Source organism: Fluviicola chungangensis, from assembly GCF_007558725.1.
Lineage (GTDB): Bacteria > Bacteroidota > Bacteroidia > Flavobacteriales_D > Crocinitomicaceae > Fluviicola > Fluviicola chungangensis.
On sequence record NZ_VLPL01000004.1, the window covers coordinates 379,633 to 395,437 of the forward strand.

Here is a 15,805-nt window from a genome sequence, read left to right on the forward strand (position 1 = left end):
AATTTCAATTTTAAAACTATGAACGATACTCTTTCCTGGGACCAATTTATGCAGGTAGAAATGCGCGTCGGAACAGTGGTTTCAGCAGAGCCCTTTCCGGAAGTACGCAATCCGGCGTATCGGATCACGATTGATTTCGGGGAATTCGGTATGCGGAAAACATCTGCACAGGTCACAGCATTGTACACACCTGAAGAACTAGTCGGAAAACAGGTCGTTGCCGTGATCAACTTTCCTCCGAAACAAATTGCCCATATGATGAGCGAATGTTTGATCCTTGGTGGAATTGGGGAAAACAAAGAAGTAACGCTGCTGCAACCGGAACGAAAGGTGAAAAACGGAACACGGATCGGATAATACAATTGAAAAGCGGATACCGCTATGTAAAATTGAATTGAGAAATTTAGATTAAAACTCTTTTCAATTATCCATTCTCAATTTTCAATTCTCCGGGCCTGTACCATGTGCCTTTGATTGTGATAAATTACAAAACGGAACGTGTCTCCCAGCTTCAATTTGATGAGTTTCGAAATACTGATGGCAGTCCGTGTTTTGTTCAGGCTGATTTTACGGGATTCTTCCAACAATCGCAGGAGCTCTTTCTGTTGATCCAGGAATTCATCAATCACTCGTTTATCCAATTGACTATTCAGTGGATTCATATTTTTAAAGGTCTTCATTTTATTCAGTTTCTCCTTCGGAAGCATACTGTTGGCAAAGTAATTTCCCAACCAGCCACTTTTGAAAACAGGTTCGTGCTTCCCTTTCCCCCCTCGGATGCATTTGTCGATCTCCGGAAGGTAAAAACGACCGTATAAATTCAAGTGTTCCAAACATTCCAGTGCACTCCAGCTTTCAGCATGTGGTTTGCAATTCAGTTGCTCTTCTTTTTTTCCCTTCAGGATTTCTGCTTCCTCTATGAGTTGTTTGGTTCTATTCATCAAATCAACCAGTAATACTTCCGTCTGTATTTTCATCTCTGTTATTTTTGACAAAGGTCATGCATAAACCGTCCAAAAACATTGATTGAAATCAAGACTTTTTTAAACGCGAAAGTGTTTCGGGGGTCATCCGCAAATAATTGGCAATGTGTCGGTTTGAAACTTCCTGAAACAGGATCGGACTTCTTCGCAATACGCGTTCATACCGTTCTTTCGGCGAAGCAATCAACAAATCCTTTTCGCGTTCTATTTGCTGGATAACGAGATCTTCCAGGATTTTTACCCAAAGCTTCAAATTAGCTTCATCCCGGTGGATGAATTCCATGAATCTCTTTTTGGGAATCACCTTGACACGCGTTTTCTTCAAAGCCTGGATCACAAACTCAGAAGGTTTTTCGGTCAAAAAAGAATCGAGTGAAACCAAAATATTCTTTTTATAACCAAAGCGGATGGTCCGTTCTTCGTTCTTATCCATTACATAGACACGCAAACTTCCTTCCTCAACAAAATAGATGTTCGTATCACTGCTTCCTGCTGTTTTGAGAAAGGTATGGCGTTCGAAGATCAATTCCTTCTCGATCAACTGATGGGATTCAATGAGTTCGATCAGATCTGTAGGCTTCATATATAATCAACAATTAAATCTCGAATGGTATATTGTACAGTTTATGGAAGGAAAGTTTATCCCAATATCCGCGCTGAAAAACAATTTTATCATTCTGAATATGGAAAAAATCGCAACCACGCATTTCCTTCAGGTCTTTCCATTCCAGGATTACCCATTCACCGTCCTCAAAAATAGTTTCCGGAATACACACCATATTTGCAGTTTCAAACTCCCGAACGAATAGTTCTTTAATCGCTTGCTTTCCTGCAACAGGCTCATTTGCAACCTGGTGATTGACCGCGTGTTCCGCATACAACTCAGCGAGCTTCTCTCCATCTGCCTGGTTAAACAAACGAATCCATTCCTCTAAAACTTCTTTCGGTGCCATGTTTGTATCTTTTACCGATTAAAAATACAAAAAGGCTCAGATGAGCGATCAAAAACTGTGAATCCTGCAATTTTTAGATCAAATCATGCAATGCCAATTCAACCGGATTTTGCCAAATTATATGGAAACAAAAAAGTATGCCAGAGGGTCCATCTATTGTTATACTAAAAGAAGAAGTTCAAAAGTTTGCGCGAAAAAAAGTTCTTTCAATCAGCGGAAACAGCAAAATTGATCAGGCGCGGATGGCGGATCAAAAAATACTTGAATTCAGAAGTTGGGGAAAACATTTCCTGATTTGTTTCGGAGGCTTCACCCTAAAAATCCATTTCTTGCTATTCGGAAGTTACCGGGTCGATGAAGAAAAACCCGAAACAGCTTCCCGCTTATCATTCTTCTTCGAAAACGGTTCGCTCCATTTTTATTCCTGCTCGGTTAAATTCCTGGAAGGTGATCTGGATGCACATTACGATTGGAGCGTGGATGTCATGAACGATGCATGGAATCCCCAAAAAGCCAACATAAAACTCAAAGAACGTCCCGATATGCTCGTTTGCGACGCATTACTGGAACAGGATATTTTTGCGGGTGTTGGTAACATTATTAAAAATGAAGTCTTGTACCGCATCAAAATTCACCCGGAATCCCTGGTTGGAAAATTGCCCGCTGAAAAACTGGACCAAATGATCGAAGAAGCACGAATCTACAGTTTCCAGTTCCTGGAATGGAAAAAACGCTACGAATTGAAAAAAAACTGGCTGGCGCATACCAAAACCTGGTGTTTGCGTTGTAATTTACCCATTATCAGAAAGGTGACCGGCATCAAAAAAAGACGTAGTTTCATCTGTTCAAACTGCCAGATATTATACCTATAAACTTACGTCTCTTCCAAAATCACTTCTTTCTTACCAAGTTATTTTTGACTCCCAGGCAGTTACTATCGGGTAAATCGTTATTTTGCGTCTTAAAAATCCACAAAATGAAACAAATCCTATTCACTATCCTGTTGGTATTCAGCTTTTATGCTCATTCGGATGACTTCAAAGCACATTTTATCAATGTCGGCCAGGCCGATGCCACGCTCCTCGAGTTCAGCAAGGGAGTTGTGATGATTGACGTCGGGGCTGAAAATGGTTCTCTCGGTGCAAGCCGCAATTCCCTGAACACTTATTTAACTGACTTTTATCAACGAAGAACTGATTTGAACAAAACCATTGACATTCTTATTTTAACACACAATCACTATGACCATTACAAATTGATCCTGGACTTATCGAAGGATTATACCATCAAGCGGATCATTACCACCAAATTCTACCTGGAAAGCGCAAAGGATGTTGTAAAAGCAGCAAAAAAAGAAAAAATAAAACTGGAATTTATGGATTACCGGCTAATGGACAGCCTGATGCCGAAAGGGTATGAACTAAATTTGACAAACCTGGTTCGTCCCGGAAGCACTATTCCAAAACTAAGCTTATACTCGGGAAAGGTTTCTGTTCAAAGCCATCAAACGATCAACAATGAGTCTTTTTCCAAAACTCCGTTCAAAGATCCGAATAATCATTCCATCGTTTCCAAATTGACTTATGGAAAGACATCCATGTTATTTACAGGAGATCTAAAAACGGACGGAATTCGCTATTTAACAGCCAAATACCGCGATAATCTCTCGGTATTCGATGTGGATTTTTACCACGTCGGGCATCACGGAGCTGAAAACGGAACGACACAGGCATTTTTGGATATCCTGACACCTAAAATTGCACTCATCAGTGCCGGCGATACGACCCACCGGAATAGCGGATCAGCCTGGGGACACGGGCATCCCCGAAAATGGACCGTGGAACTGTTGAATAACCAGTCGTCTTTAAACAAGCAGGACCCCATCCAGGTACACGCTTACCCGGATGAAGAAGTGAACCCCGAAACAATCGAAATTAAAAAAGAGATTTATTGTACCTGCTGGACAGGAAATATTGTGATGACAGTTGACAAAGACGGGAAATATACCGTGCAATAACTATTGGGATTAAAAACCTGTGGGCATGCGATTAATCGCATGCCCACCAATAGTCTCATCAAAAATCATGAATAAAAAAATCCCGACATCAGTCAGCTGACTAATCGTCGGGACAATTTCCTGCGGAGAGTGAGGGATTCGAACCCCCGGTACCTCTCGGTACAACGGTTTTCAAGACCGCCGCAATCGACCACTCTGCCAACTCTCCGCGACAAAAGTAGTGTTAATTTCAATTTTGGCAAGTGTTAATCAAAAAAAAAACAAAAGTTATTTACTTGTTACCTGAGAATCAGTACCGTTTAATCAATGAATTTCCTTTTCAGGTCTTTCCTTTTCGGTAAATCCCTCCAAATTCATTAACTTTACCCTACCTATTTTTGAATTATGAAAAAGCCACTTTTGGTGATTTTGACTTTATTGCTTCTCGTTTCAAATGTTTTTGGACAGAAAAATCAGATGAAAGCCTTCATTGATTACAAAAGTTATTATTCGCCTGAACAAGGACCTTATATCGATTTACAATTCCAATTTGTTGCTTATACCATTAAGTTTGCCCCGGTTGACTCCGTACTGCAGGCAAAAATTGCTGTTTCAACAGTGGTTACCAGCCAGCCAAATGGAGATACGGTTTACACCAATGCTTTTGCGCTGGAAAGTCCGAGAATGCGCGATTCGATCGTTGAAGATTTTTTCGATAATATCCGGATTCCTCTGCAGCCGGGAAATTACGTCGCACATGTGAGTTTGAAAGACATCTATGGAAATGACAAAACACTCGATGGACAGATTGAAGTGAACGTACCGGATAAGTTTACGCAGGTTTCCACTTCTGATATTTTAATCGCAGAAGTGGCTTCACCAAGCAGCAACATGGAGTCTCCTTTTCAAAAAAGCGGGTATGAAATCCTTCCGAGAATCTCTAATTTCTACAGCCAGGCCATGATCAACCTTCCATATTACCTGGAAGTGTACAATACCAACCAAATCCAGGACAGCAGTTTCGGTTTGAGACAACAAATTGTTTCTACTCAAACCAATCAGATCATGCCCGGTTTTTCACGCTTTACCAAATTAAAGCCTAGCCCTGTCATACCTATTCTCAGAAATATTGATATTTCAAAACTTCCTTCGGGGTCGTACCACCTGACACTGGAAATTATTGACCGGAACAGCAAAACAATTGGCCAGGCAGCTGATTATTTCTTCGAGCGTATCAACGACATTGAAGTGGCTGAAAATGTAGATGAGATTATTTTAGACCCTGCGTTTCAGACCTCTTTAACGGACGATTCATTGGATTACTACCTGGCAAGTTTAATTCCAATTGCAAGACCGGCCGAAGTAAAGTCGATCATGAAAACCCTGAAAGCAAAGAGCCCGGACCTTTGCCGCAAACACATTCAGCAATTCTGGGTTCAGACTGCCGGATCTAACGCATCCGCTCAATGGCTTACCTACAAGAAAAATGTCCAGCTCGTTCAGAAAAATTACGGAAACAACTTCCAGGATGGTTTTGAGACTGATCGCGGACGGGTATACCTGCAATACGGACCTCCGAATACCATTATTGTTCGTGAAACGTCTCCGTCCGAATATCCTTATGAGATCTGGCATTATTACAAAATAAAAACCTTTAGCAACAAGCGCTTTGTGTTCTACAACCCGGACCTGGTAAACAATGCATACCGTTTATTGCATTCGGATATGGTTGGGGAACAGCAAAATTACAAATGGCAGGAAATGCTTGTGAAACGCAACAACTCAAATACCAATGTTGACACCAACAGCGGTAACAACCAATATGGTACGAATAGCGGCTATTATTACAAACAAGATTAAGAGTATTTGTGCAAAATCCTGACATTGCCGTTGTTATTCTGAATTGGAATGGCTTACGTTTTTTAGAACAGTTTTTACCGGAAGTCGTGGAACACTCGAAGCCATTCCGGGTAGTCCTTGCCGACAATGCATCGACGGACAGTTCCGTTCCCTGGACAAAGGAACACTTCCCCGATATGGAGATCGTGGTCAATGATTCCAATGGAGGTTTCGCCAAGGGTTATAACGACGCATTGAAACAAATTCAGGCAGATTATTATGTCTTGCTTAACAGCGACGTCGAAGTAAGTGAAAACTGGCTGCTTCCATTGATCGAAACAATGAAAAACGAACAGGTTGCAGGATGTCAGCCTAAAATCCATTCGTTTAAACACCGGGATACTTTTGAGCACGCCGGAGCTTCCGGAGGTTTCCTGGATAAATACCATTATCCGTTTTGTCGCGGCCGGATTATGGACCATGTGGAGATAGACGAAGGCCAGTACGATTATCCTTCCAAAATATTCTGGGCTACCGGAGCTTGCTTAATGATCCGCTCGAGTATTTATTGGGAAGCCGGAGGATTGGACGAACGGTTCTTTGCACATATGGAAGAAATCGATCTGTGCTGGCGCATTCAGCGGATGGGATTCCATTTCGAAGTCAATCCGAAAAGCGTGGTATATCACGTTGGTGGCGGAACCTTGAATTACATGAATCCGAAAAAGACTTTTTTAAACTTCCGGAACAGTCTTTTAATGATCCACAAAAATCAACGCGTGGGATTGACCTATGTGCTGTTCAGAAGATTTTGCTTTGATGGACTGGCTGCTTTCATCTTTTTACTAAAAGGACAATTCCCGCATTTCTGGGCGGTTTTCCGGGCGCATATGTCTTTCTACAATCACCTTCCATCTTCCATGAAAGAACGCAAAAAATGGAAAAAACTGGATACTCAAACTCCTATTTCGTTTTACAAAGGAAGCATCCTTTGGGCGCTTTATATTCAAAAAATGACTAAATTCAAAGATTTGAACCAACGAAAATTTGACCTGTAATGAGCTCTTCCCTGGCAATCTTTTTAGGAGGATATCCGCACCCTGTTCGGGAATTATTCCTGGAAACACAGTTCTTACTGGAACGCGAGCTCCCGAACAGTCAGCAGGAATTGGATATCCCGGCCAAAATGCTCGCCTTTAGTTACGGCCCCGGTTATAAAGGAATGGTCTGCGTTTTACTCCCTTCTCAAAAAGGAGTGAAATTATCCTTCAGTAAGGGAGCAGAACTTTCCAACAAACATGGCTTATTGGAAGGGACGGGGAAAAAAACGCGTTATGTGGAAATGAGCAAAAGCTTGCTGAAAAAACCGGAACTCCTGGAAATCATCCGAAATGCAAAGCTGTTTCATGAAATGACTTCCGGGGAATAATTCGTTCATTTGGTTTAAAAGCTTACGATACGACATCTATGAGAAACAGGTTCCTTCCAGCAATTTTCAGTTTGACCGGATTCATTTCTTTTTCCCAAGGTCAAGTTCCTTATAATTTAAAACAAGTGGAACAGCTCATTGTTCTTCCTTCCGAATTGAAAGAAGTTTCCGGGATCACCGTTGTAGACCAGAAAACCTTAGCTTGTGTCCAGGATGAAGAGGGAATTATTTTTATTTACGATCTGAAGCAGGAACGGGTCAAACAACAGATTCGCTTTGCAGGCCCGGGAGATTATGAAGGAATTGCAACGGTCGGAAAGGATATCTACGTGCTCCGGAGCGATGCCGTGTTATTTCACATTCACAACTTTCAATCTGACAACTGGTCCCTGGATACCCTCGCAACGGAAATTCCGAACAAAGACAACGAAGGCTTGTGTTTCGATGCTAAAAATAACCGCTTGCTAATCGGTTCAAAAAGTAAGCCGGCGAAAGGGGGTGAATTCAAAAACTTGCGCACTATTTATGCATTCGATCTGAGTCAAAGCAGGCTGATACCGGAACCTCTGTATATCTATGACATCAACACGATCAGGAATTTTGCCAACAGGAACGGGATCAAATTACCGCTAAGGCCGAGTAAAAAAGTTCCCCATGAAGAAGAACCGGTGTTGAAGTTCCAACTTTCGGCAATTTACATTCACCCGGAAAGCAAACTCCTGTATGTGCTCAGTGCTTCGGATTATTACCTGTTTGTTTTCAATTCCGATGGTGAAATCATTCACCTGGAAGTCTTAGATCCACAAATGTTCAATAAAGCTGAAGGAATTGCCATTATGCAGAACGGCGATCTCTACATTTCGAATGAAGGGCAAGGTGGTGATCCGAAAGTCCTGAAATTTTCAGTTTCCAGGCGTTAGTCTTAACAAAGACAATGAATGGAGCTGCCTTTTAGAAAACATCCGTTGAAGTCATTCCGCAATATTACGTCACGAATCAAAAAAATCATTTAAACCACTGAGTAGAAACTATTTGAATAGTTTCGTTTGCAATTAAAATGTTATTCGGATTTTTTCTTTCTCTCCCAATTCGTTAACTGGAACTGAGCCCCGAAAACGACGTTGTATTGCATAAAGAAAAAGTGCTGTTTTGCTTTATCCTCAGGATTCCTGGTGGTACGGATATCGGGCATGTGAATAAAACCGTATTTTGCTTCTCCCTGAATAAAGAAATACTTGAAAAAACTTAATTTAAGTCCGCCAACCACTCCCAAACCATAACCTGCCAGGTGAAATTCATCGTGTCTCGGATTACCCAAAAGTGTGGTATTTGTTCTTGGCACCAACACCCCCGCACCTGCTCCATAATTCGTGCTCAAATTGAAATATTTTACATTGATTAGCGCATCGGACCTTCTCAATTCCGCATTCAGGTAATTCAATCCGTCTGTATGCTCAAACCTCAAAAAGGAGGTATCCATCACCATGGGTTGATTATTGTAAACCCCGTCATACTGAGTACCTGAATTTTCAATATTTCCATTCATGTTTACTGTCTGAAAAGCCTTCATTACATATTTCATATGATCAGCACCAATGGATATTTCGTATTTGTCTTTGAAATAATATCCCAATCTCAGGTTGTATTGAGGAATGGTCATCGTGGAAGGATTCAAATACAAATTGGCGCGATACAAAGATTGACGGTCATTCGCAATCACATTGTTTAATTTGAAATCGTAGGATTTTCCCCAGAATGTAATATCCGATTTCGTATATGAATCCCTGTTCCATCCCCAGTAAATATAAAAAGACCCTTTCTTGTTGGGTTTCCAAATCTCAGCTTTTTGAGGTTGCCCCATTGCAACAGGCATAGCAAAAGCCATTACCAGAAGAAGAACATGAAATTTCATTTGTCTAAGTTTGGTGCAAATTTAGTAAAGAATCCGGTTGAGGAATTAGCTGAAAAGTTAAAACTGCAGTAAGGACCTTTTTGGCTCAAGTATCGATGAACGAATCAGTATTTCAATTGTAATGACGCATATGAAAAGAATCATACTGCTTATCTTCTTTTTGGCTTTCGGCGAACTCCTGGTTGCACAACAGCAAACAGAATCCTGTTCCATTAAAGTTCCCGCTGAATTGAAAAAAGAAGCATGTGGCGCGCAGCGAATCCACCTGGTATTTGAAAGTTCGTGCAGCATTCAGCATGTTGAAATCACTGTTTATAATCACTGGGGGAATATTCTCTATGTTTCCGATCAATTGGATCACTTCTGGCAGGGAAAAGACAAAACCCCGGGGAATTATTATTACCGGATCACAGGCGTTTTTCTAAACGGGAATAAAATCGATCAAAATGGGTACTTTACCCTCTTATAGAACCAAACTGTTTCAAACAAAAAGGTGATCCGTCAGCTGACGAACCACCCTTTTCTATCACAGGATTATTCCCTGTTATTCCTTTACAAACTTGATCTGCGTAACTTCCTTGTTATCGGAAACGATTTTTACAAAGTAAACTCCTGAACTGATGCCCGAAACATCGATTGCAGCATTGCTTCGCAATTCGGTACTTGAAAGTACTTTACCACTCATGTCCAATACTTCCGCATGCATCACTTCATCCGGGTTGGACGAACTGACAGTAAGCTTATCTTTTGCCGGGTTCGGATAAACCGAATAATCGGATGGATTACTTTCCTCCCCGGAGAAAGCAGCCGAAGTTTTTGCCACGTTCAGAGTGTAACATGCCGTACTATTTGCACCATTGTAACCAAAAACCCGAACAGTATATGTTCCAACAGCCAGATTCGAGATTGATACGTTCTCTGTAGCGGTTGTTCCCGTTCCGGATCCGATCAACGTTCCCCCACTGTTGTATATATAAAGATCATAATCCACACCTGTTGGACCAGCCAGCGCAAACTGATGGGTTCCAACAGAAGTCGTTGTGACTTTGTAATAGTCCTGATCCGTACTTGAAGAAATTGCAGCGGAGATTGTTGCCGACAAAGGTATGGCAACAGCTGCCGATGTCGAATTATTCGGTTCGTAAGCTGTTGAGCAGTTTGTTACTGCTGTTGCAGTAGCCGTGAATGTATAACAGGTGGAACTAACCGCGTTATTGTATCCAAAGACTTTTGCATAATATGTTCCGGCAGCTTGTCCGTTTAACGTTACAGATTCAGTTGCCGTACCACTTGTACTTGAACCGATCTGTGTTCCGCCACTATTGTAAATTACCAGATCAAAATCCACACCCGAAGGACCGGCCAGGCTAAATACATTATTGGTAGTCGTGGAAGTGGTAATCTTAAAGAAATCGATATCGCCCGAGGTGGCAATTGCAGCTGATACTGCTGTTCCACTTGTGAGCGTGGTCGCTGCCGACTGAGTTTCATTCGGCTCATAAGCAGTGGTACATGTTTGTCCGCCACCATCGGTATTGCAGGTCAGTGTTATACAACTGTTCACCCGGCTTCTGATCAGGTTTCCGGGTTGAGGCCCGAAACCAAGCGTAAAGTTTATTCCCACACTGGTTAAATGACAATAACTCATGATTGTCCCTCCATTCGCGGGGATCGGACCGTTGCAGCCTTCGGAATAACCGGCCTGCGGACCACAACCGTCAATGGCGCCTCCTGTCCAGCTGCACGCGTGTGTATGCGGTGATCCCAAATTATGTCCAACTTCATGTGTTGTTACATTTACAGCCCAGCTATAAGTCGGGACGGCATTTACAGTTCCACCGACAGCTCCGCAAAACCCGTGTTTGTAGTATTCATTACTCCCGCACAATTGATCCAGCCAAGCTACACCTCCACCACCGGTATTCGAAAACAAGGTAGCAATGTTTGCCCCGAAATTCGAACGATTGGCTGAAAATGTATTCAGATCATCATTGTAAGTATCTGCCGTCGTCCAAACATAAAGCTGGTTCAACTTCGACCCGATCTGCTCATTTTCATACATCAGCTTGAAGTTGTTGAAAATGTTTGTAATGTGATTGGTAACTGCTTGTGTACTGCCTTTTGCCGTATACAAATTGTACCGCGTTTCCCAGAAATAAGTCACACATTTGTATGTTGCCTTCTCCATTTGTTCCAGGTCCTGCTTTTGAGAGGAAAGCCGCTCAACAGCTTCCCGGTATTGTTCCAATCCTTCGGAACCACAGGAATAAACAGGCATATTTTTCAGATCATCATCCGAATAGATCACGTGGATGCTGTTTCGGTTCTCCGGAAGCCGAATCAATCCCGCTTCAATCGTTGCGTCTTCCGTTGAATTCCTGTTAATCAATACAAAAAATTCATCCCGGAAGAAACTGACTCCCACAACTGCATCTTCACCGCGAACGGTTCCCTGGTAATACAATCCGAAATCCACCCCCTTTTCTAATCCGGGAGTACTTGTTTCCAGTTTAAACTCATCGGTAAAAATATTCACCTGAACTAAATCGAGTGTCAAGACCCGATCTTCGTAAGGCAATTGGACCGAAAGCACTTCCGGCCGGATTCCGAGCAGGTTTGAAATGGAAGCCGTATTTGAATAGCTTACAAATCCGGACTTTTTGAGTGTCAAATCAACAGTCGCTTCGATTTCCCCGGAAACTGACTTCGTACTTGCATCCGTAAAATCAAATGAATAGATCTCCCTCATTCCCTTCCATGCATCGTTGACCCGTTTCTGATTGATCCGTTCAAACGATTTTGTTTCCGAGTAGATTCCCTTTGGAAGAGAAACCTTCTTAAACTCCTGGTTGTAAGCACTCAATGAACACCCCATACACAGCAAAGTCATCACCAAATAGTTCATTTTCTTCATAAATAGCTTTTTTAATGTTAGCAATGAATATTACAACTATTGTTTGAATTAAAACAATTATCAATGTTAAAATTCCAATTTTTAACAAATGCAAAATAAATTAACAGCTTAGTTTTACTTTTATTAGGCTACTGAAAAACAAATAGTTATAAATCATTACTTAATCATGCACTTGAAAAACAAAATTTACTGACTTTCAGGTGCTTATTTTTGAAAAAAAGATCCTAAAAAAGAAATTCCGGAACATGATGTATGTTCAATTTAAAATTCCGACCTTTAATTGAATTCAAAAAACATGGAAACATTTTACAGCTTTTGGCCGAAAATCGCTTATTACATTTCACTGCGTTATCTGTTGATTGCCGGAGGGGCTTACCTGGTTTTTTACGTCCTGTTCCGCAACCAATTCTTCCGGCAAAAGATCCAGCTGATTTTTCCAAAAAACAAACGGGTAATCATGGAAATCCTTTATTCCATTCAAACTACGGTGATCTTCGCAACGATTTTTTTACTGGTAGTGATCGTTTTACGTCCTTATACCAACCTGTATAATGAAATGAATGAATATGGTTTGGCCTACTATATTTTTACCATTCCGGTCATGTTTGTGATCCATGACACGTATTTTTACTGGATGCATCGTGCAATCCATCATCCGAGATTATTTAAACACATTCATTTCGTACACCATCAATCTACTAATCCCACTCCCCTGGCAGCCTACTCCTTCCATTTTTCGGAAAGTATCCTGGAAGGAATGATCATTCCACTTATTGCTTTCACCCTTCCGGTACATACCAGTGCGCTGGTCATCTTTTTACTCGGACAATTCATCATCAATGTATACGGACATTTAGGGTTTGAATTATTTCCGCCGCGCTTTCATAAAACACTTATCGGGAAGTGGATCAATACTTCCGTAGCACACAATCAACACCACAAACACTTCAACGGAAATTACGGGTTATACTTTTTGTTCTGGGACCGCTGGATGGGAACACTGAGAACCGACTACGACGAGCAATTTGATGAAGTCAAAAACAGGAAAGAAATGATTCATGGAAAACTACAAAGAAATCAATAAAGAACAATGGAATCAGCGGGTAGATCCGCATGTAGAGTCCGAATTTTATGACCAACCCGCCTTTTTGGCTGGAAAAAACTCACTCAATGAAACAGAACTTGCCTTACTGGGTAATGTAAAAGGGAAACGCATTTTGCATTTGCAATGTCATTTCGGACAAGATACAATTTCCCTAGCGCGCATGGGGGCAAGCACTGTCGGAGCAGATATTTCCGACAAGGCAATTGACAAAGCGCGTGAAATTGCGGCAATAACCGGCGCCGATGCGACTTTTGTTTGCTGTGACCTCTACGATCTTCCTCAACACCTGGAGGGTGAATTTGATATCGTTTTCACTTCCTATGGAACCATTGGCTGGCTGCCCGACCTGGACAAATGGGCTTCGGTTATCGGTCATTTTTTGAAACCGGGAGGAAAATTTGTTTTTGTAGAATTCCATCCGGTGGTCTGGATGTTTGACGATGATTTCCAAAAAGTGGGTTATCGTTATTTCAAATCAGACCCAATCGTAGAAACAGCGAGCGGAACTTATGCCGACCGGGATGCAGAAATAAAAACCACTTCTGTAAGTTGGAACCACGGAATGAGCGAAGTCATTACGAGTTTATTGAAACAGGGAATTCAATTACAGGATTTGCAGGAATACGATTTTTCAAACTACAATTGTTTTGCACATACAGAAGAATTCGCACCCGGGAAATACCGGATCAAACATTTGGGAAATTTCATCCCGATGATGTACTCAATTGTGGGAATTAAATCATTTTAAACTTTAAAACTATGGAAATCACTATTAAAATTGTAATCGGAATTGTGGCGCTTTTTCACGTGTATGTGATGTGGCTCGAAATGTTTGCCTGGACAACCAAAGGCCCGAAGACCTTCAAGAACTTCGAAAAGGATCTGTTCCCCAAAACGAAAGCATTGGCCGCGAACCAGGGATTGTATAACGGCTTCCTGGCAGCCGGATTGATCTGGACCTTCTTTATCTGCAATCCGGAATGGCGATTCCATATCAGCATGTTCTTTTTGATTTGTGTTTCTGTTGCAGGCATTTATGGTGCTTTGACTGCAGATAAAAAAATCTTCTTCGTTCAGGCATTACCCGCTTTGGTTGGGATTGTACTTCTTGCTTTCTCCCAGGGAATGCATGACGGAACATGCCACTCGAAATGTGACGATCGATGTGGGGACACCTGTGAAGTAAAAAAAGAGAAGGTTGCTTATTATATGCTATCGAATAGTGACCGTTATCCGACTGACACTGTTACTGCAAAAGAACTGCTCATGAAAAATGATAAGGATTCACTGATCGGACTTGGTTTTGTTGATGTAAATGGGAGGAGTGTCGGTGTTTCACTTTTCACAAATGTAAACCATGAATTTGCAATGGATGCAGATGCAAACGAAGGTTATATCGGCGGAATCGGGAAAATTTATAGTCATTCTATCACTTGGCGGAATTTTGGAGTACTCCACACCAACAATGACAGCATTAACCGGATTATAACATTGGGTTTGGGACGACTGATTACGCTGGAAACGGAAAACAAACTCAAAGTATCTCCTCCTGTTGTAACTTCAACTCAAAAAACGGTTCAGTTTCTACCTCCGGTTGTTGAATAGCTTGCTACAAATCATCAGATTACCTCGAACTTATTGACCACAAGGAACACGATGCACACGAAGACTTTTTTAATCATTACTGGAGAACACAAAAGAAGCACACAAGGCTTTTTTCTATTTACAAGTCGATATTTCCTCTCAAAGTGAAACGCTTTACACCGTTTCTTAATAGTTTTTCATTGAAATTGATCAGATACCCCAATTCCTTTTTGGCTAACCTCATATAGGTTAAAATCTGCGCTTGATGAATAGGAGCTAAAAAATCAACAGATTTTAATTCAATGATTATTTCTCTTTCAACAAATAAATCCAATCTTAATCCTGAATCTATAATTTCCCCATCGTAAATTATTGGTAGTGTTTTTTGCCGCTCTACTAGCAACCCTCTTTTGGTAAGCTCTTGAAGTAAACAAGTTTCATAAACTGATTCTAATAAACCAGGGCCTAAAGTTGAATGTACTTTTAAGGCAGATTGATAAATGATTTTCATCCATTCTTCTTGTTTTTCATAGTTTTCTGATTTCATTGAATAGCGTTTTCCATTTAATTTAAGAAAAAAGTTGACTTTCTCCTACTCTTAAATTCAACAAAATCAAAAAAAACTTAGCGAGCTTTGTGGGCTTCGTGGTTTATTATCAATACCCGATTTTCCCTCTCGGATTTCCCTTAAACCACTCCAATGCCAACCGGTAACCATCCATCCCGAATCCCATAATGGAACCTTCGCAAACTGCGGTGATAAATGAATTGTGACGAAATTCTTCACGTTCCGCTAAATTACTGATATGCACTTCTACTACCGGAACCGAAATTCCTGCAATGGCATCACGGATTGCAACACTGGTATGGGTGTAACCTCCGGCATTGAGGATAATCCCGTCGTGTTTGGAATCGTGGAGTGCATTGATCAACTCTCCTTCCACATTGCTTTGGATGTAATCGATCTCACCAGGAAAATCTTTTTTCAATTCCTCCAAAACCTGTAAAAAAGTACGATTTCCATAAATTTCAGGCTCACGTGTTCCTAAAAGATTTAAATTCGGGCCATTGAGAATTAGAATACGCATCA

Annotated in this window: 18 protein-coding genes and 1 tRNA gene; 11 read left to right on the plus strand and 8 right to left on the minus strand. The window is 41.2% G+C overall.

Translation table 11 applies throughout. From position 1 onward, the window contains the following. Nucleotides 1-18 precede the first annotated feature (18 nt). Nucleotides 19-357, plus strand: a complete 339-nt coding sequence (locus FO442_RS10515) for a tRNA-binding protein (protein WP_144333139.1) — start codon at nt 19-21, stop codon at nt 355-357. Nucleotides 358-434: 77 nt separating this feature from the next. On the opposite strand, the gene FO442_RS10520 is transcribed toward FO442_RS10515, so the two are convergent. Genes FO442_RS10520 through FO442_RS10530 form a run of 3 tightly spaced genes read right to left on the minus strand, consistent with a single transcriptional unit; the run spans nt 435 to nt 1,936 of the window. Then, nucleotides 435-977, minus strand: a complete 543-nt coding sequence (locus FO442_RS10520) for a DinB family protein (protein ID WP_144333140.1) — start codon at nt 975-977, stop codon at nt 435-437. Nucleotides 978-1,032: 55 nt separating this feature from the next. After that, nucleotides 1,033-1,566, minus strand: a complete 534-nt coding sequence (locus tag FO442_RS10525) for a Crp/Fnr family transcriptional regulator (protein WP_144333141.1) — start codon at nt 1,564-1,566, stop codon at nt 1,033-1,035. A 13-nt stretch (nt 1,567-1,579) separates the two neighbouring features. After that, nucleotides 1,580-1,936 carry a nuclear transport factor 2 family protein gene (locus FO442_RS10530; RefSeq protein ID WP_144333142.1) on the minus strand — a complete coding sequence of 119 codons (357 nt, stop codon included), beginning with the start codon at nt 1,934-1,936 and terminating at the stop codon, nt 1,580-1,582. 137 nt (nt 1,937-2,073) lie between these two features. Here FO442_RS10530 and FO442_RS10535 point away from each other — a divergent pair, with 137 nt between their 5' ends. Then, on the plus strand, nt 2,074-2,808 hold the full coding sequence (locus tag FO442_RS10535) for a DNA-formamidopyrimidine glycosylase family protein (protein ID WP_144333143.1): 735 nt from the start codon (nt 2,074-2,076) through the stop codon (nt 2,806-2,808). Between the two features lie 104 nt (nt 2,809-2,912). Then, a complete protein-coding gene (locus tag FO442_RS10540; RefSeq protein WP_144333144.1) occupies nt 2,913-3,953 on the plus strand; it encodes a ComEC/Rec2 family competence protein in 1,041 nt (346 codons plus the stop codon). A 123-nt stretch (nt 3,954-4,076) separates the two neighbouring features. On the opposite strand, the gene FO442_RS10545 is transcribed toward FO442_RS10540, so the two are convergent. Next, nucleotides 4,077-4,161: transfer RNA gene (locus FO442_RS10545), tRNA-Ser, on the minus strand. A 176-nt stretch (nt 4,162-4,337) separates the two neighbouring features. Here FO442_RS10545 and FO442_RS10550 point away from each other — a divergent pair. From FO442_RS10550 to FO442_RS10565, 4 genes are read left to right on the plus strand one after another with little or no spacing between them, the layout of a single operon-like run. Beyond that, entirely contained in the window at nt 4,338-5,792 is a 1,455-nt protein-coding gene (locus FO442_RS10550) for a GWxTD domain-containing protein (RefSeq protein ID WP_144333145.1), read from the plus strand. 8 nt (nt 5,793-5,800) lie between these two features. Continuing rightward, complete coding sequence (locus FO442_RS10555) at nt 5,801-6,829, plus strand: glycosyltransferase family 2 protein (protein ID WP_144333146.1); 1,029 nt, start codon at nt 5,801-5,803, stop codon at nt 6,827-6,829. Next, nucleotides 6,829-7,200, plus strand: coding sequence for a hypothetical protein (locus tag FO442_RS10560; RefSeq protein ID WP_144333147.1), 372 nt, complete (start codon nt 6,829-6,831; stop codon nt 7,198-7,200). Before FO442_RS10555 ends, FO442_RS10560 begins: the two co-directional genes overlap by 1 nt. 38 nt (nt 7,201-7,238) lie before the next feature. After that, nucleotides 7,239-8,120 carry an SdiA-regulated domain-containing protein gene (locus tag FO442_RS10565; protein WP_144333148.1) on the plus strand — a complete coding sequence of 294 codons (882 nt, stop codon included), beginning with the start codon at nt 7,239-7,241 and terminating at the stop codon, nt 8,118-8,120. A 140-nt stretch (nt 8,121-8,260) separates the two neighbouring features. Here the strand turns inward: FO442_RS10565 and FO442_RS10570 are convergent, their stop codons facing one another. Continuing rightward, entirely contained in the window at nt 8,261-9,112 is an 852-nt protein-coding gene (locus FO442_RS10570) for a hypothetical protein (RefSeq protein ID WP_246073839.1), read from the minus strand. A gap of 130 nt (nt 9,113-9,242) precedes the next feature. On the opposite strand from FO442_RS10570, the gene FO442_RS10575 reads away from it, so the two are divergent. Next, nucleotides 9,243-9,581: a T9SS type B sorting domain-containing protein gene (locus FO442_RS10575; RefSeq protein WP_186280049.1), complete on the plus strand. Its 339-nt coding sequence runs from the start codon at nt 9,243-9,245 to the stop codon at nt 9,579-9,581. A gap of 75 nt (nt 9,582-9,656) precedes the next feature. Here FO442_RS10575 and FO442_RS10580 read toward each other — a convergent pair whose 3' ends face one another. Further along, a complete protein-coding gene (locus FO442_RS10580) occupies nt 9,657-12,026 on the minus strand; it encodes a T9SS type A sorting domain-containing protein (RefSeq protein WP_144333150.1) in 2,370 nt (789 codons plus the stop codon). A 295-nt stretch (nt 12,027-12,321) separates the two neighbouring features. Between FO442_RS10580 and FO442_RS10585 the strand changes: the two genes are divergently transcribed. The 3 genes from FO442_RS10585 to FO442_RS19060 are packed head-to-tail and all read left to right on the plus strand — an operon-like array spanning nt 12,322 to nt 14,736. Beyond that, nucleotides 12,322-13,110: a sterol desaturase family protein gene (locus FO442_RS10585; protein ID WP_144333151.1), complete on the plus strand. Its 789-nt coding sequence runs from the start codon at nt 12,322-12,324 to the stop codon at nt 13,108-13,110. Next, nucleotides 13,085-13,879: a class I SAM-dependent methyltransferase gene (locus FO442_RS10590; RefSeq protein WP_144333152.1), complete on the plus strand. Its 795-nt coding sequence runs from the start codon at nt 13,085-13,087 to the stop codon at nt 13,877-13,879. The genes FO442_RS10585 and FO442_RS10590 overlap by 26 nt, the downstream gene beginning before the upstream one ends. Nucleotides 13,880-13,890: 11 nt before the next feature. After that, nucleotides 13,891-14,736, plus strand: a complete 846-nt coding sequence (locus FO442_RS19060; RefSeq protein WP_144333153.1) for a DUF1304 domain-containing protein — start codon at nt 13,891-13,893, stop codon at nt 14,734-14,736. A gap of 118 nt (nt 14,737-14,854) precedes the next feature. Here FO442_RS19060 and FO442_RS10600 read toward each other — a convergent pair whose 3' ends face one another. Together FO442_RS10600 and aroQ are read right to left on the minus strand one after the other, a co-directional pair. Beyond that, on the minus strand, nt 14,855-15,262 hold the full coding sequence (locus tag FO442_RS10600) for a GxxExxY protein (protein ID WP_222101990.1): 408 nt from the start codon (nt 15,260-15,262) through the stop codon (nt 14,855-14,857). A 109-nt stretch (nt 15,263-15,371) separates the two neighbouring features. Beyond that, nucleotides 15,372-15,803 (minus strand): type II 3-dehydroquinate dehydratase, encoded by a 432-nt coding sequence (aroQ, locus tag FO442_RS10605; RefSeq protein ID WP_144333154.1) that lies wholly within the window; start codon nt 15,801-15,803, stop codon nt 15,372-15,374. Nucleotides 15,804-15,805: the final 2 nt, after the last annotated feature.

What these genes read in the sequence shown, in the direction of transcription:
- FO442_RS10560 (WP_144333147.1), top strand. Translation starts at nt 6,829, where the DNA reads ATGAGCTCTTCCCTGGCAATCTTTTTAGGAGGATATCCGCACCCTGTT.
- FO442_RS10600 (WP_222101990.1), bottom strand. Translation starts at nt 15,262, where the DNA reads ATGAAATCAGAAAACTATGAAAAACAAGAAGAATGGATGAAAATCATT.
- FO442_RS10520 (WP_144333140.1), bottom strand. Translation starts at nt 977, where the DNA reads ATGAAAATACAGACGGAAGTATTACTGGTTGATTTGATGAATAGAACC.
- FO442_RS10550 (WP_144333145.1), top strand. Translation starts at nt 4,338, where the DNA reads ATGAAAAAGCCACTTTTGGTGATTTTGACTTTATTGCTTCTCGTTTCA.
- FO442_RS10535 (WP_144333143.1), top strand. Translation starts at nt 2,074, where the DNA reads ATGCCAGAGGGTCCATCTATTGTTATACTAAAAGAAGAAGTTCAAAAG.
- FO442_RS19060 (WP_144333153.1), top strand. Translation starts at nt 13,891, where the DNA reads ATGGAAATCACTATTAAAATTGTAATCGGAATTGTGGCGCTTTTTCAC.
- FO442_RS10515 (WP_144333139.1), top strand. Translation starts at nt 19, where the DNA reads ATGAACGATACTCTTTCCTGGGACCAATTTATGCAGGTAGAAATGCGC.
- FO442_RS10570 (WP_246073839.1), bottom strand. Translation starts at nt 9,112, where the DNA reads ATGAAATTTCATGTTCTTCTTCTGGTAATGGCTTTTGCTATGCCTGTT.
- FO442_RS10525 (WP_144333141.1), bottom strand. Translation starts at nt 1,566, where the DNA reads ATGAAGCCTACAGATCTGATCGAACTCATTGAATCCCATCAGTTGATC.
- FO442_RS10575 (WP_186280049.1), top strand. Translation starts at nt 9,243, where the DNA reads ATGAAAAGAATCATACTGCTTATCTTCTTTTTGGCTTTCGGCGAACTC.
- FO442_RS10585 (WP_144333151.1), top strand. Translation starts at nt 12,322, where the DNA reads ATGGAAACATTTTACAGCTTTTGGCCGAAAATCGCTTATTACATTTCA.
- FO442_RS10540 (WP_144333144.1), top strand. Translation starts at nt 2,913, where the DNA reads ATGAAACAAATCCTATTCACTATCCTGTTGGTATTCAGCTTTTATGCT.
- FO442_RS10565 (WP_144333148.1), top strand. Translation starts at nt 7,239, where the DNA reads ATGAGAAACAGGTTCCTTCCAGCAATTTTCAGTTTGACCGGATTCATT.
- aroQ (WP_144333154.1), bottom strand. Translation starts at nt 15,803, where the DNA reads ATGCGTATTCTAATTCTCAATGGCCCGAATTTAAATCTTTTAGGAACA.
- FO442_RS10590 (WP_144333152.1), top strand. Translation starts at nt 13,085, where the DNA reads ATGGAAAACTACAAAGAAATCAATAAAGAACAATGGAATCAGCGGGTA.
- FO442_RS10530 (WP_144333142.1), bottom strand. Translation starts at nt 1,936, where the DNA reads ATGGCACCGAAAGAAGTTTTAGAGGAATGGATTCGTTTGTTTAACCAG.
- FO442_RS10580 (WP_144333150.1), bottom strand. Translation starts at nt 12,026, where the DNA reads ATGAAGAAAATGAACTATTTGGTGATGACTTTGCTGTGTATGGGGTGT.